This is a genomic window from bacterium (assembly GCA_021159335.1).
GTDB lineage: Bacteria > UBP14 > UBA6098 > B30-G16 > B30-G16 > JAGGRZ01.
This window is the reverse complement of sequence record JAGGRZ010000013.1, coordinates 1-14,777: the sequence shown is the minus strand read 5'-3', so window position 1 is coordinate 14,777 and position 14,777 is coordinate 1. Positions and strand designations below refer to the sequence as shown.

The window sequence follows — 14,777 nt, the reverse complement described above, 5'->3', positions numbered from 1 at the left end:
TTTAGGGTTGGATTCGCTGCGAGATGCGAATGTCTGTAATAATAATATTTTACATAGTTATTCCATATTTATAAAATATCGTGTGAAAATCGCAAGAAGAATTAAATGTTGGACTGTTTAGCCGCTCGTTGTTATGCAGGGTATAAATAACTTTTTATAAGAGCTATTTTTTGTAAATTTCTGTAAAGACAAACTGAGAGGTAGGATATGAAGTCGATGGAGGAAATGTTAAGTTATGACGATATACTTTTAAAACCTCGCTATTCAGATGTCCTTCCAAACGAAGTTGATACGGGGACAGATCTCACGAGAAAAATAAGGCTTGCGATTCCCATTCTTTCAGCAGCTATGGACACCGTGACCGAGCACAAGATGGCTATAACCATGGCTCAAGAAGGCGGATTGGGAGTTATTCATCGCAATATGAGTCCACAAAGGCAGGCTGAGGAGGTTCGCAAGGTGAAGCGGTTCGAGGCTGGGCTTATTCGCGACCCAATGACGATATCACCTGAGGCTACTATAGGCGCGGCTTTCGAAATAATGCAAAGATACGGAATATCAGGTTTGCCCGTGGTCGAGGATGGAAAGCTTGTGGGAATTATTACTCACCGCGACCTCAGATTCGAAACGGACATGAGCAAAAAGGTTAACGACCTGATGACGAAAGACCCCATAACCGCCAACCCCGGCATCTCAATAGATGAGGCCATAAAACTTTTGCATCAACACCGAATCGAAAAGCTACCCGTTATTGACAGTGAAGGCAAACTTGTTGGTTTGATAACGGTGAAAGACATAGCGAAGTCGAAGGAACATCCTAATGCGGTTAAGGATAAGCTCGGAAGGCTTCTGGTTGCTGCGGCGGTTGGTGTAGGAAAGGACCTTGAGTTGCGCGCTGAAATGCTGGTCGATGCGGGAGTGGATGTGTTCGTTATTGATACGGCGCACGGTGACTCGAAAAATGTGGTTAGGGCAACCGAATTCTTGAAGAAAAGGTATCCTGAGATAGATGTTATAGCGGGCAATGTTGCGACGGCGGAGGGTACAGCTCGCCTTGCGGAAGCTGGAGCCGATGCAATAAAGGTTGGAGTTGGACCCGGCTCTATATGTACTACGAGGGTTGTAACGGGATGCGGAGTCCCGCAGGCATCGGCTGTAATGATCTGTGCCGAGGAAGCTCAAAAGCATGGCGTGGGCATCATAGCAGATGGTGGAATAAGGTACTCCGGCGATATAACGAAAGCTATCGCACTTGGTGCGGTGGCAGTTATGGTGGGGAATCTCCTTGCCGGCACCGACGAGGCCCCCGGTGAAACAGTGCTGTACGAGGGACGACGGTTTAAAGTGTATCGGGGAATGGGTTCTCTGGGAGCGATGAAGGACGGAGCGCGAGATAGGTATTTCCAGGAAGAAACCATCGATATGCGGAAGCTCGTTCCTGAAGGAATAGAAGGCAGGGTGCCTTACAAAGGTCCCGCGAGCGAGGTGATATATCAACTTATAGGCGGACTGCGAGCTGGTATGGGAATGGTGGGAGCCAGAAATATCCCCGAGCTGTGGGAGAAAGCTGAATTCATCAGAGTAACATGGGCTGGGCTCGCCGAGTCACATCCCCATAATGTTCAGATAACCAAGGAAGCCCCGAACTACTGGATTCGATGAGATTGTTTGTCGAATGAAGAAATTCTTTGTTTTGAATGGATAAACCCCAAAGGAGGAAAAGTATGAAAGCGAGTCGTTTGCTTTTGATCGCGATTCTTGCCATCTCCGTTGCGTGGTCTCAGATGCCGCCTATTTTCAACCCTTTTGCAGGCACAAAAACGCCTCAACCCCCTAAAAATACCTTAGGAGCATGGTGTGAATACAAAATAAAAGCTGAGGAGGAGGAAGCATCTGGCACGATGAAGTTATCAATCGTTGGCGAGGATAAACGGGAGGGGAAAAGCTTATACTGGTTCGAGCTCGATTTTAAAAACGATGAGGGTGACAGAAACATAATGAAAATGCTTACTAAAAGCGGAGTGCTCGAGGATAAAACGAATTATTACTCGGTTGTTGTAAAGCACAATGACGAACAGGCTCTGGAGTTTGAGTTCCAGATTCCGGAGGAGGAAGCGGGAAGTAAAGCGCAGCCCCAAAAACCCGCTGAACCCTCTTCCAAAGAGGATGAGGGCGCAGAGACGAGCTATCCCGGAAATAGAGTAACGATAAAGACAGAGACGATAAAAGTCCCCGCGGGAAAATTCAAGTGCCAGCATATAACGGTTGAGGATACTGTGGAAAATGAAAAAATCGATTTGTGGTTTACTCCTGATGTCCCCATAACCGGCATAGTGAAGATGATTTCGGATGATATGGAGGCAGTGCTTCTCTCGTATGGCTGGCAGGGGGCAAAAAGCGCCATAACTGAAACGCCAAAGAAAGTTTCTTTCGGGAAAATACTGATTCCTCAAACTCCACCAGATAAATTGGAGGAAGGGGGCGAAAAAGAAGAAGATGAAGAGGATGAGGATAATCCCAAAGATATGCTTAAGAAGGGGTTGAAGTCTATTTTTGGGAAATAATGAGGTATTAAAATTAAAATGGTAAGGAGCCATAAATGTTGGTATCGATGACGGGCTGCGGCAGCGCCACGAGGGCAGAAGACGATTTCGTGGTTGCTGCTGAGGTTAAGTCCCTTAATTCAAGATATCTTGAGCCTATAGTAAGGCTCCATCCACTTCTGAATGGGTTCGAGCTCGAGTTCGTGAAGCTTATACGAAAATATGTGAGTCGAGGTAGAGTTAACCTTACAGTTAATGTGCTTCAGGCTGGCAGGGAAGCGTGGAATCTTTCCATAGACGAAAACCTTCTCGAAGCATATACTGCCCTGATACAAGAGATAGATTCGCGCTTAACGCCTGAGCAAACTGTGGTTTGTCTCGACAGATTCATTCAAATGCCCGAACTAATAATGAGAACTCCCGACCCTGAGGTTCAGGAAAAGCTTCTTGAGGTTTCGCTAAGGGCGGCCGAGGAAGCGTTAATAAAACTTCAAATATCTCGCAAGGAGGAAGGCAGAGCAATACAGAGAGATATATCAAAACGGCTCAAGCGACTTTCCGGATTCATTAAAACCATAAAAGAGCTAAAAGATAAAGCCTTGCATATGAGAGCTCAAAAGCTTAGAGAGCAAATAACCCAGCTTGCGGAAAACTCGAAAATTGACGAAAACAGGCTTGTTCAGGAAATAACATACTATGCGATAAGAAGCGATTTTACCGAGGAGATAACCCGCCTTGAGGCTCACCTTAACCGTCTTTACAGCGCACTTCGTAGTCGCAAACCGACCGGGAGTATTCTTAACTTTACTCTTCAGGAATGCCTGAGAGAAATAAATACTATAGGCTCGAAAAACGACCTTCTCGAGATATCGCAAATAGTTATTGATTTCAAGGAAGAGCTCGAGCGGATTAGAGAGCAGGTGCAGAATGTAGAATAATGTTTTTATGCGTTTACTGAACTAATTATTTGGGGCTTTTCCATTAATGGCTATAGACGCAGCGCTTTTAACCCACTACACTCGGCTCAACGATTAGTTCGCCACGCTCGAATCTGTCGAGGAAAAGTGGTGAGACATCTATTTCTGGTCTTTGTCCCAGCATCATTTGAGCGGTAACTCGCGCAGTCATGGGGGCAACCATAAAACCATGTCCTGAAAATCCCACTGCCATAAAGAAATTCGGCACTTCGGGGTGCTCGCCCAATATGGGAGCAGAGTCGGGTGTTTTCGTATAAGAACCTGCCCATTGCCTCACGACGCGCAAATTGGCCATTATAGGAAGAATTCTCACGAGTTCTCCCGTTATGTGTTCAAGAAACTGCCATGTGCTATTTATATTGTGCGATGGCTCTTCTTTCTCGCCTATTCCCAGAACAAAGCTACCGTGCGGAACCTGCTGAACATAGATACCTATCTGAAACGAAATCACCATCGTGTCGAATAGTGGGGCTACAGGTTCGGTAACCATTATCTGGTGTCGTTCGGGGTGTGTTGGGATGTCCACGCCTACCATGTTGGCTACTTCGCGAGCCCACGGACCCGCAGCGTTAAGAATTTTTTGGGTGCTTATATCGCCGCGATTGGTATGAACCACGAATGTCCTATCGCTGTTTTTTGTTATAGCCTGTGCCTCAGTATATCGATAGAACTTAACTCCAAGTCGCTCGGCTGCGCGCTGGTAGGCGAATGTAGTAAGAAATGGGTTCGCGTGACCATCTGTAGGGCAGTATGTTGCGACGATAAACGAATCAGTATTTATCGGCGGGCATATTTCTTTGGCTTCTTCTTTGGTGACGAATCGAGAAGGTATTCCAAGCGAATTTTGCAGTGCAATGTTCTTTTTGAACTGTTCCACCTGCTTTTCAGTGTGCGCAAGAACGAGATAACCACCCTGACGAAATTCTATGTCCATTCCCAGCTCAGCTTCCAGACACTCGAAAATTTCCACCGATTTTTTGGCAAGAAGTGCGTTAAGTTTCAATCCCCATTGTTGTCTCACTCCAGCACCACAGCGCCCCGTTGAACCCGATGTAATGTAACTTTTCTCAAGAACGACTACATTTTTGGCGCCAAGTTTTGCAAGCTCGTATGCGGTGGCACAGCCTATTATACCACCGCCTATTATGACTATATCAGCGCTCCGAACCATATTACCGCTTACCTCCGAAAACTCGTTTGAATATGTAATTAACATATCGAATGTAAACATCAAGGTCGAATAAGGCTTCTATCTCCTCGAGGGATATGTATCTTCTTATCTCGCCATCTTTTATTACCTCTTCCCTGAAGTCAAGTCCTTTAGCCCAACTTGCCATGGCGCGCCCCTGAACGAGAAGATATGCGGTTTCCCGTGGCAAGCCAGCGCGGATAAGCCTGTGCATGAGCCGTTGGCTGAATATGTGTCCCCGCGTAAGCATTATGTTTTCCATCATCTTGTCAGTGTTAACGCGAAGCCCGGAAAGTATGTAGTTAAGCCTATCGAGCATGTAATCTATGAGCGTAGTAGCATCTGGAAGAATAACCCGCTCAACTGAGGAGTGAGATATGTCTCGCTCGTGCCACAGGACAATGTTTTCCATAGCGGGTATAACATAGGAGCGGACCAACCTTGCAAGTCCGCAAAGCTGTTCGGACTTCACGGGGTTTCTTTTGTGGGGCATAGCTGACGAGCCTTTCTGTTTCGCCGCGAAAGGTTCTTCCACCTCGGCTATCTCAGTGCGTTGAAGGTTTCGTATTTCCGTGGCAATCTTTTCAATGGTGGATGCTATTAAAGCCAATGTTGCTATGTAGAAAGCGTGCCTATCGCGATGAACTATTTGCGTAGCTGCTTTTTCGGGTTTTAACTTTAGTTTCTTAAGCACTTTTTCCTCGACCTCTGGGTCTATTGTCGCGAAATTGCCCACAGCTCCTGAAATTTTGCCAACCAGAACCTGATCCACCGCTTCTTTGAATCGTTTCTTGTGGCGATTGAATTCGTCATACCACACGGCGACTTTCAACCCGAATGTCGTGGGTTCTGCGTGCATGCCGTGCGTCCTGCCCATTATGGGAGTGTAGCGGTATTTATGCGCCAGGTTTTTTATTGTGTTCATTACCGCTTTAAGGTCGGCGGCGATAATGTCGGAAGCCTCGCGAAGTTGGAGTGCGAGCGCAGTATCCATTATGTCCGATGATGTCAGACCGAAGTGAAACCATCTTTTAGCCTCGTCGCTTATTTTCGATTGAATAACATTTATGAACGCGACCATCTCATGATGAGTTTCTTCTTCGGCTTTTCGTATTTCCTCAATGGTGAATGATGCCTTCTGCTTTACCTCGTCAACCACTTCATGCTCTATCTCCTCAAGCTCCGCCTGCGCCTCGAGAACCGCTATCTCAACCTCAAGCCACTTTTTGAAACGGTTCTCATCCGACCAGATTTCCTTCATCTTTGGGCGGGAATATCTGTCTATCATCACCCCTCCTTTTCGAAAATATTTTGCTCAAATAATAGCAAAAAATAGCGATTGTTCAAATCAAAAGTGATTAATCAAAGCAAAATTTCGCCGAAAAAGTTGTCATTGTTCAGCGGAAAAATAGCACATATGACAGCCCAGCAGTAACAGCAAAATAGGCTATGGAATACCTGTGAAAACGCGCGAAAATTTTCCCGCCGCCAGCGAGGCGTAATGCTATAATATTCGCTAATGATGCTATTACAAGACCGTTCCCGCCCACATTAACACCATAAGCAATCGAGTGCCAATCGTGGGTGAATTTCGCCATAAAAACGCTTGCTGGAACATTGCTTATTAACTGTGATACACCAAGCGATATTAGAAAAACTCCCCCGTGTGTGGAAAGGTTTATTTTACTCATAAGTGTCGAGACGACACCGAGTTGGCTGAGAAGGTGAAAGTCGATGAACATGATGACAAAAAGCAGTATTAAGCCCCAGTCAGTGCGGATGATTACATTGCGGAAGAATATGAGATAAATGATGAGCACGAAAGGCAAAAAGTAATGCGCAAGCCTTAGTTCCATAAGCAGGACGAAAACGACAAGAAGTATCATCGAAATATAGAACAGGCTTTTTCTGATTTTGCCGTTGCCAGATGGTTCGGTAAAATTTTTCACTGTTATCCTTTTTCTCGGAAAAACGGCTATGGCAAGCAAAAGAAGAACCGCAAACATTATGGCGAAAACTGGAAACATGTCCTTGATGAACGAGAAGAAAGATATTTTCCACTGATGCCATATGAATAGGTTTTGTGGGTTGCCTATAGGCGTTAGCGTCGAGCCGACATTAACCGATATTGCTTCGAATACCACTATTTTCTCGAAGTCAATGTCTAAAAAGTTGCTGAAGCCAAAGGTAAGCGGGACGATAAGAAACAATGCTATGTCGTTAGTTAGTATCATGGGCAAAATTGTGGACAGGATTACGAGGTGGACAGCGAAAGCGCGTTGATTAACTCTTCCGCTAAGCAATCGTCGCGAAAGGGATGTGAAAAATGAACTTTCTTTTATGCCGTTCGTTATCACAAGCAGTCCAGTGAGAGCAGCTATCGTTAGCCAGTCGACGAATAGAGGATAATTCTTTACCTCCTTGGGATTCAGAATGAAGAGAATAACCAAAAGCGCTATAAAAGGCAGGAACATTAAGTTATTTCGGATTGCTTTCGGCATCGAGGTTGTGGTCTTGGATTGAGGGTCTATTCCTTTTCTTCCTCTGCTGTTATGAGCTTTCCTATCAGTTCACTTAGTTGCTCCTCGTCAGTAAAGTGGATGATAAGCTTTCCGCCGCGGCGTTTCCGCACTATTTCCGTTCTCGTTCCCAAAACTATTGACAGTTCGTCTTCGAGTGCCGCCAGCTCAGGGTCTTTGGGCTTTTTGGCTCGTTTGCGTTTTTGGGCTTTGCCCATCACTATTATGCTCAGCCTCTCGACAGAAAGTCCGCGGCTGGCTGCAAGCTTGGCGAGCCTCATCTGTCTCATGGGGTCTTTCTCCTCAAGAAGCACTCTCGCGTGACCAGCAGTTATTTTTCGCTCCTTAAGCAATTTAAGGATTTGTTCCGGAAGTTTTAGTATTCGCAATGCGTTGGCGATAGCTGGTCGACTTTTACCGACCCGCTTTGCTATTTCGTCCTGGGTAAGGTTAAACTTTTCCATTAATGCCTTGTAGGCTTGAGCCTCCTCCACTGGGTCGAGGTCCTCGCGCTGAAGATTCTCAACGAGTGATACGAAAAGCAGTTCCTCTTTTGATAGCTCGCGTTTAAGAATTATTGCTGGTATTTCGGATAGTCCGGCGAGTTTTGCGGCGCGCCATCGCCGTTCACCCGCGATAAGCATGAATCCACCCTCAGGATTGGGAACCACTATAATAGGCTGAAGCACTCCCTGCGCTTTTATCGATTCGGCAAGCTCCGCAAGGCTTTCTTCGTTGAATTCTAATCGTGGCTGAAGCGGATTCGGCGTTATGTTGTCAAGCGGTATTTCTGCGAAGGTCTTCTCACCGAGTTCAAGTTCCTCGGCAAGACTTTCCGGCAGTATCGCATCAAGCCCTTTCCCCAAACCAGTCTTTTTTCGAGCCATTTATTATCTCCTGTGCTAAAGCCAAGTAATTTTGCGCCCCTCGCGATGATATATCGTAAAGTAGTATCGGCTTGCCATACGATGGTGCCTCAGCAAGCCTTATGTTCCTGTGAATAATAGTTTTAAAAACTTTTTTGCCAAAGTATTTTCTTGCTTGCTCAACAACCTGTTTGGCCAGATTAAGTCTTGGGTCGAACATGGTCAGAAGAACCCCTTCAATCCTCAGGCGTGGATTAACCGTTTTTTGAACTCGCCTTAGCGTAACGAGCAACTGGCTGAGTCCCTCGAGGGCATAGTACTCGCATTGTATGGGTATTATGACTGAATCGGCTGCGGCAAGACCGTTTATAGTAAGTATGCCAAGTGATGGCGGGAGGTCAACAAATATAAAGTCGTAATCGTTTCGTAGCTGTTCGAGGACCCTTTTAAGCCAGTACTCCCGTTTGCTCTTTTTGAGAAGCTCGACCTGCGCGCCAACGAGCCTTATGTGCGACGGAAGAACCCAGAGGTCGGGCAAAGAATCAAACTGAAGGATAGCTTCTCTTGCCGGAACGAAGCCAAGCAATACTTCGTAGATGGTGGGCTGGTTCTTGGCTATTTTAAAACCGAGCCCGGTGGTGGCATTGCCTTGAGGGTCGAGGTCCACGAGCAGAACCCTTTTTTCAGCTGCGGCGATTGATGCTGAAAGGTTTATAGCCGAAGTGGTTTTCCCTACGCCGCCTTTTTGATTCGCTATTGTTATTATTTTGCCCATTTTTATATAAAATGCAGAGAACTTATTTTATTTGCAAGATTAATCGAAAAAGCGCTTTTCGGAGTTGCGTTGCGTCGTTATGTGAGTTATGTTGATTATGTGAACATAACTGGGGGGTAACTTTGGAAAACTTAATTTCGTTCTGCGGTTTTGATTGTACCCAGTGTCCGGTTTACATTGCCACTCAAAAGGATGACGATGAAGCAAGGGCAGCGATAGCGAAAAGGTGGTCTCAGCAGTTTGGGGTAGAGATAAAGCCAGAGGAAGTAAACTGCGATGGTTGCACAGTGGTCGAGGGAAGGCACATAGGGTATTGCGATGAATGCGACATAAGGCGTTGCGGGATTTCCAAAGGCGTAGAGAACTGCGCGTATTGCAGCGATTATCCGTGTAGTGTGCTTAACAGGTTTTTTGAGAACGCGCCCGAAGCAAAAAAGACGCTGGATTCCATAAGAGCATCGCTTTAAAATTTGATGGTTTGACAAAGCCGATGTAGTTGCTTTGACAAAACAGGAGGGCAAGAATGAGAGCTAAGCACTATTTTTTGTGTTTTGTTCTTATTGCTCTTCCGTCAATGTTGTTAGCGCAAATTGATTGGTATGAAGAATTTAATTCAGAATATCCTCATGGGATATCGTTCACATCAGCGATTCCGTGGGGCGAAAGCTACATTATAAGAGGACTTCTGTCAATGTACAGGGCATCAGTAGCCCGTGGTGAGCCAATCGATACTTCACTAAAATATCTTACTTGGGCTCAACAACATTGTAGCTATGTTATCGACTCGTGCCATTATACTGGTGAACCTTATTTGGTGTGGACTGGTCATATTTATGCAACTATCGCGGATTTTATTAAGATAGTCCTGAGCGATAGTTTTTTATACTCACGATTTGGGGCGCAAGCATCAAGATTTTTGTATTATATTGAAGACACTATTGTTCCTATATGGCGCTATAGCGAATATTGGAAAACGCCTCACAATTGGTATCTTGCCTATGGTTTGATGCTTCTAAGACTTGTCGAAATATCCCGAACGCCGTATTACATGCCGCCCTACTATAGAACTCCAGATACATCTCTTGTTACTTACTACAGAAATACAGTTCATGAAATGGCTGAAACATATTTTACATATAGAGGCTGGATACATTCAGGCACAAACTGGAGTGACGCCCCATTTCCTGCATATAGAGGGCTTTGTTACTGTCCAGCATTGGATGCGTATGCGTGGAGATATTGTGATTACATGGCTACCGCAGACCTTTGGGGGTTCGACTCCTCAGGAGCATATTGCGCCATAGAAACTGATGTAATCGATAAACTCGGATATTGGTATAAGTTCGAGGTTTCGCTTGAGGATTCGTTAAGACTGATTATTTACGACAGCACTGGAACGAGAATTTTATTCAGACAAAGTGTTGGGAAGGCTATTTCTGGCACGGATGCTGACTTTGTTATTGGTAAACGCCCTGACGGTTCAAGTTTTTTTGTTGGTGCTTTGGATGAACTGGTAATAACGAGAGGGCATGATACACTCGTATACCTCAGGTTTGAGGGTGATTTTGCTGACTTGTCAAGGCATGGGCGAGATGGAGTTTCGCATGGCACCCCTTCGTTCGCCACCGGTAAGGTCGGACAAGCGGTAGTTCTGGACGGAGACGATTACATAACCATTCCTCATGACACAGCATTGAACGATAATATAAAAATATCGTTCTGGATCAGGTTTGATGAGTTAGCCTCGCGACGATACTATGTTATGGGCAAGGGAAATCATTTTCATTACGATAGAGGCGGCTATCATCTCTCGATGTCGTGCTTTAAACGGGCTGAAGATGTTGGTCATGCTAATATCGATATAGAATTCGTGGTGGCAGTTGCAAATGACCCAGAGTTTGCATCAGCATATCCTGATTCAATGTTGCAGCGATTCTGCAATACATTCACAAAAATTGTGTGGACCAATACCGACACCTCAAATCCTACATTTAGAAGCCATGTTAATCCCGATGGTGGAGTGCTCGATTATGTTGAACATACGATGAGGTGGTTATGGTTATATCAATACGATTCGCTAATTGGGATTCTTATTAGCAATTGGTACGAAAGCCGACCATCCCTGTGGGGTGCTGAGGTTTTGGGTAATCTTGCGTGCTGGCAAAATCATGTCACGATAAGCAGTCAGATAAGCAGCGAACCTAATTACCAGACTCAGCAAGAACCAGCATTAGCCACATTAATACTGACGGGTATGGATAACCTACCTTTGCCTAAGAACACTACATCCATAAGAATATTTGATATAAAGGGAAGAATCGTGTTCTCGAAAAGAATAAGCAAAATTAATGGACAAAATCATATCGACATAAGCAGTGTGGGATTATCGCAGGGAGTGTATATACTTCATTGTAAGACGAAAACCAAACCAGTAGTGCGAAAGTTGATTGTCGTGCGGTAAAGTGTTCGGACATTTGGGCGAGAAAATACCCTTAACATATATGTAAAAATACTATTGAAAGTGCGGAAATTATCGATATCATAAAAAGAAGAAAAAAGAATGGGGGAATTTATGGCATCTGAGCTTTCCATAAGGGAACTTCTCGAGGAGATGGTCAAGCGGAATGCTTCCGACCTGCATATTACTGCTGGTTCACCACCTATACTAAGGATTGACGGTGAATTGCACCGCTTGCCATACGATGTTATAACGCCTGATGTTTCCAAACGAATGGCGTATTCGATAATGACTGAGCGCCAAAAGCAGAAGTTCGAGGAGAACTGGGAGCTCGACCTTTCCTTTGGGATATCAGGATTAGCAAGGTTCAGGGTGAACATTTTCATGCAGCGCGGAAGTGTGGCTATGGCTATAAGGCTTATTCCGATGAGGATACTTTCCTTTGAAGAGCTGATGCTTCCGCCGGTTGTCTCGACATTCGCTGATTTTCCCATGGGGCTTGTTTTGGTTACCGGACCAACCGGTTCGGGGAAGTCGACAACGCTTGCGGCGCTTATAGACAAGATTAATAACACGAGACATGCTCACATCCTTACGATTGAGGACCCCATAGAGTTCGTGCATAAACATAAAAATTGCATAGTCAACCAGAGAGAGGTTGGTTCCGATACGATGAGTTTCGCTACTGCCCTTAAATATGCGCTGCGAGAAGACCCTGATGTCGTGCTTGTGGGCGAGATGCGCGACCTTGAGACAATATCCGCGGCGCTAACAATAGCAGAAACTGGACACTTGGTTTTCGCAACGCTTCACACGAACTCGTGCGCTGAAACGGTGAATAGAATTATAGACATATTCCCGCCATCTCAGCAGCAACAAATAAGAGTGCAATTATCATTTGTTCTGCAGGCGGTGATAACGCAGGCACTTTTGCCCCGAATAGGAGGTGGAAGGGTTCCAGCTGTGGAGATTATGGTGGTGACTCCGGCTATTAGAGCGCTTATCCGCGAGGACAAAGTCCATCAGATTTATTCAGCAATACAGGCGGGCGGAAAATATGGAATGCAAACTATGAATATGTCTCTGGCATCGCTTTATCTTAAGCGATTAATAACGATAGAGGATGCCATGAGGCGTTCGCCTGACCCTAACGAACTGTCCGAACTGATAGCAAGGCAACAAATGCAAGCACCAGCCCGGAAAGGTTTCTAAGCTCTTTTCTAAAAATTTAGTGAGTAATAAGTTTTGGCTAATATAGTGAGGTGTTGACATGCCAGTGTTTGAATATACAGGAAGGACGCCGACAGGACAAACTGTATCGGGAACTCTCGAGGCAAAAAACAAACAGGAATTAATGCAGCTTCTCAGGCGGCAACGGGTTATAGTTACCAATGTTAAGCGCAAGTCGAAGTCGCTAAACCTTACGATAGGCACAGGTGTAAAAGCTGTGGAGATATCCCGTTTCACCAGGCAGTTCGCTGTGATGATAGAAGCGGGATTGCCGCTCGTGCAATGTCTTGACATTCTTGCTGCCCAAACCACGAACAAAGTTCTTGCCAGAGTAATAGCCAATGTTAGAGATACCGTTTCAAGTGGAAGCACACTTGCCGATGCTCTTGCCAAGGAAAAGAAGGTTTTCGACCAGCTTTATGTCAGCATGATTGAGGCAGGCGAGGTCGGTGGTGCGCTTGATGTTATTCTTAAAAGGCTTGCTGATTATCGTGAAAAAGCCGACGCGATAAAGCGCAAAATAAAGGGTGCGCTGACATATCCGGCGATAATGCTCGTTATGCTTGTGCTTATATCGTTTATCATGCTTACATTCATTATACCTATATTCGCTGGCATGTTCGAGGGACTCGGCGCAGAGTTGCCCAAACCAACGCAGATAGTGATTAACTTATCAAATTGGCTTAAAGGAAACCTACATCTTATTATTGGCGGCGCTATCCTCATTGTTATCATCTACAAATTAATGAGGAAAAACAGCAAAACTCGCTATTACATCGATTATCTTTTCCTGAAATTGCCGCTTTTCGGAATGCTCATACGGAAAACCGCGGTGGCGCGTTTCAGCAGAACGCTGGGAACCCTTATCCAGAGCGGAGTTAACATTATAGATGCTCTTCAGGTTACCGCCAAAACCGCTGGGAATGATGTAATAGCAAGAGCAATAAAAAATGCCATAATAGCGATTTCTCAGGGTGAAACTATAGCAAAGCCTCTCGAAGAAAGCAGGGTATTCCCGCCGATGGTCGTTCAAATGATAAATGTTGGCGAGAAAACGGGTAACCTCGATACGATGCTCGCAAAGATAGCTGACTTCTATGAGGAGGAGGTCGACTCTGCTGTGGAAACCCTTACTGCAATGATAGAACCTCTTATGACAGTCGTCATGGGTATAGTAGTTGGGGGGCTTTTGGTTGCAATGTATCTGCCTATGTTCGATATAATCGGTAAGATAAAGGCATAACATGCCTGAGGATAAGATAAATAATGTGCCTGAATGGCGCGTGGAGTTCCACAGAAAGATAAAATGGCTTCTTATATTCAGGTTTCTTATAATTCTTATACTTTTTATTGCGGTAATACTTTTCTTTCCTGAATCAAAGGAAATAAGGATACTCTTGGTTCTCTACGGGGTGGTTACGCTTGGATATCTTGGTTCGCTTTATTACTGGGATATCGTGCGAAAAGAACTTAACTTCAAGTTCCTTTATTCTATAGAAATATTTTTCGAATTGCTGGTTGAAACAGGTCTCGTGCATATGACAGGCGGTGGTGGAAGCCCACTTATATTGCTTTACGCTCTTACAATACTTTCCAGTGCCTTCGTGTTCCAGCTTCTTGGTACCGTAATGACCGCGACTGCAGCTACCCTGTTCTATGCCTTGATGCTTTACTTTGAGTTTATGGGGATTATTCCCAGACCGGGAACAGCTCTTTCGGAGCTTATTCTTTCGAGTAAAGAAACTCTATTCTATATGGCTTATGTGCAATCGTGCTTTTTGTATATGATGGCGTTTCTTTCCGGCTATCTCTCCCAGAAACTGAGAATGCATCTTGACAAGCTTGAGGAAACCAAGCTTGAGCTTGAGCGAGTGAAGTGGAACACTGACCAGATTCTGCAACACATGAGAAGCGGCCTTATGACGATTGATGAGGACGGAAATGTTGTTTATTTCAACAATGCTGCATCACAAATTCTGCAGTTGCCCATTAACAGAGTTCTTGAGAGGAACCTAAACGAAATAGGCGAGGAGAGACTTAGTCCATTATGGGGACTTATAACTGAATTTATGCGCGGAGAAAGTAAGTGGAAGTCAATAGAGGTCACGATACGGGACAAAGCAGGCGAGGAAATTCCCCTCGAAGTATCGCTGGACAAGCTGACAATCGAGGGAAACCCTGAGGGGGTAATAGTTTTGTTCGACGATATAACCGAAAAAA

The 14,777-nt window shown here is 45.1% G+C and carries 13 protein-coding genes; 8 read left to right on the top strand and 5 right to left on the bottom strand.

What is annotated here, in order from left to right:
* Nucleotides 1-207 precede the first annotated feature (207 nt).
* The 3 genes from guaB to J7J62_00805 all read left to right on the top strand — a co-directional run bounded on the left by guaB (nt 208) and on the right by J7J62_00805 (nt 3,481).
* Nucleotides 208-1,662, top strand: a complete 1,455-nt coding sequence (guaB, locus tag J7J62_00815; protein MCD6123702.1) for an IMP dehydrogenase — start codon at nt 208-210, stop codon at nt 1,660-1,662.
* A gap of 62 nt (nt 1,663-1,724) precedes the next feature.
* A complete protein-coding gene (locus tag J7J62_00810; protein MCD6123701.1) occupies nt 1,725-2,564 on the top strand; it encodes a hypothetical protein in 840 nt (279 codons plus the stop codon).
* 35 nt (nt 2,565-2,599) lie between these two features.
* Nucleotides 2,600-3,481 carry a YicC family protein gene (locus tag J7J62_00805; protein MCD6123700.1) on the top strand — a complete coding sequence of 294 codons (882 nt, stop codon included), beginning with the start codon at nt 2,600-2,602 and terminating at the stop codon, nt 3,479-3,481.
* A gap of 67 nt (nt 3,482-3,548) precedes the next feature.
* On the opposite strand, the gene J7J62_00800 is transcribed toward J7J62_00805, so the two are convergent.
* The 5 genes from J7J62_00800 to J7J62_00780 all read right to left on the bottom strand — a co-directional run bounded on the left by J7J62_00800 (nt 3,549) and on the right by J7J62_00780 (nt 8,869).
* On the bottom strand, nt 3,549-4,691 hold the full coding sequence (locus tag J7J62_00800; GenBank protein MCD6123699.1) for an FAD-binding oxidoreductase: 1,143 nt from the start codon (nt 4,689-4,691) through the stop codon (nt 3,549-3,551).
* Between the two features lies 1 nt (nt 4,692).
* Nucleotides 4,693-5,997 (bottom strand): adenylosuccinate lyase, encoded by a 1,305-nt coding sequence (locus tag J7J62_00795; GenBank protein ID MCD6123698.1) that lies wholly within the window; start codon nt 5,995-5,997, stop codon nt 4,693-4,695.
* Nucleotides 5,998-6,106: 109 nt separating this feature from the next.
* Nucleotides 6,107-7,183, bottom strand: a complete 1,077-nt coding sequence (locus J7J62_00790) for a DUF1646 family protein (GenBank protein ID MCD6123697.1) — start codon at nt 7,181-7,183, stop codon at nt 6,107-6,109.
* A gap of 53 nt (nt 7,184-7,236) precedes the next feature.
* Nucleotides 7,237-8,115, bottom strand: coding sequence for a ParB/RepB/Spo0J family partition protein (locus tag J7J62_00785; GenBank protein MCD6123696.1), 879 nt, complete (start codon nt 8,113-8,115; stop codon nt 7,237-7,239).
* A complete protein-coding gene (locus J7J62_00780; protein MCD6123695.1) occupies nt 8,078-8,869 on the bottom strand; it encodes a ParA family protein in 792 nt (263 codons plus the stop codon). The genes J7J62_00785 and J7J62_00780 overlap by 38 nt, the downstream gene beginning before the upstream one ends.
* Nucleotides 8,870-8,991: 122 nt before the next feature.
* Here J7J62_00780 and J7J62_00775 point away from each other — a divergent pair, with 122 nt between their 5' ends.
* From J7J62_00775 to J7J62_00755, 5 genes are all read left to right on the top strand, one after another.
* Nucleotides 8,992-9,336: a DUF3795 domain-containing protein gene (locus J7J62_00775; protein ID MCD6123694.1), complete on the top strand. Its 345-nt coding sequence runs from the start codon at nt 8,992-8,994 to the stop codon at nt 9,334-9,336.
* 56 nt (nt 9,337-9,392) lie between these two features.
* On the top strand, nt 9,393-11,330 hold the full coding sequence (locus J7J62_00770) for a T9SS type A sorting domain-containing protein (protein ID MCD6123693.1): 1,938 nt from the start codon (nt 9,393-9,395) through the stop codon (nt 11,328-11,330).
* A gap of 111 nt (nt 11,331-11,441) precedes the next feature.
* Nucleotides 11,442-12,539, top strand: a complete 1,098-nt coding sequence (locus J7J62_00765) for a type IV pilus twitching motility protein PilT (GenBank protein ID MCD6123692.1) — start codon at nt 11,442-11,444, stop codon at nt 12,537-12,539.
* 58 nt (nt 12,540-12,597) lie between these two features.
* Nucleotides 12,598-13,800 carry a type II secretion system F family protein gene (locus J7J62_00760; protein MCD6123691.1) on the top strand — a complete coding sequence of 401 codons (1,203 nt, stop codon included), beginning with the start codon at nt 12,598-12,600 and terminating at the stop codon, nt 13,798-13,800.
* Nucleotide 13,801: 1 nt separating this feature from the next.
* Nucleotides 13,802-14,777, top strand: a 976-nt coding sequence (locus J7J62_00755) for a PAS domain S-box protein (GenBank protein MCD6123690.1), incomplete at its 3' end; no start/stop codon positions are given.

Coding starts and splice junctions, on each gene's coding strand:
- J7J62_00800 (MCD6123699.1), bottom strand. CDS start 4,691: ATGGTTCGGAGCGCTGATATAGTCATAATAGGCGGTGGTATAATAGGC.
- guaB (MCD6123702.1), top strand. CDS start 208: ATGAAGTCGATGGAGGAAATGTTAAGTTATGACGATATACTTTTAAAA.
- J7J62_00785 (MCD6123696.1), bottom strand. CDS start 8,115: ATGGCTCGAAAAAAGACTGGTTTGGGGAAAGGGCTTGATGCGATACTG.
- J7J62_00810 (MCD6123701.1), top strand. CDS start 1,725: ATGAAAGCGAGTCGTTTGCTTTTGATCGCGATTCTTGCCATCTCCGTT.
- J7J62_00795 (MCD6123698.1), bottom strand. CDS start 5,997: ATGATAGACAGATATTCCCGCCCAAAGATGAAGGAAATCTGGTCGGAT.
- J7J62_00790 (MCD6123697.1), bottom strand. CDS start 7,183: ATGTTCCTGCCTTTTATAGCGCTTTTGGTTATTCTCTTCATTCTGAAT.
- J7J62_00805 (MCD6123700.1), top strand. CDS start 2,600: ATGTTGGTATCGATGACGGGCTGCGGCAGCGCCACGAGGGCAGAAGAC.
- J7J62_00760 (MCD6123691.1), top strand. CDS start 12,598: ATGCCAGTGTTTGAATATACAGGAAGGACGCCGACAGGACAAACTGTA.
- J7J62_00770 (MCD6123693.1), top strand. CDS start 9,393: ATGAGAGCTAAGCACTATTTTTTGTGTTTTGTTCTTATTGCTCTTCCG.
- J7J62_00765 (MCD6123692.1), top strand. CDS start 11,442: ATGGCATCTGAGCTTTCCATAAGGGAACTTCTCGAGGAGATGGTCAAG.
- J7J62_00780 (MCD6123695.1), bottom strand. CDS start 8,869: ATGGGCAAAATAATAACAATAGCGAATCAAAAAGGCGGCGTAGGGAAA.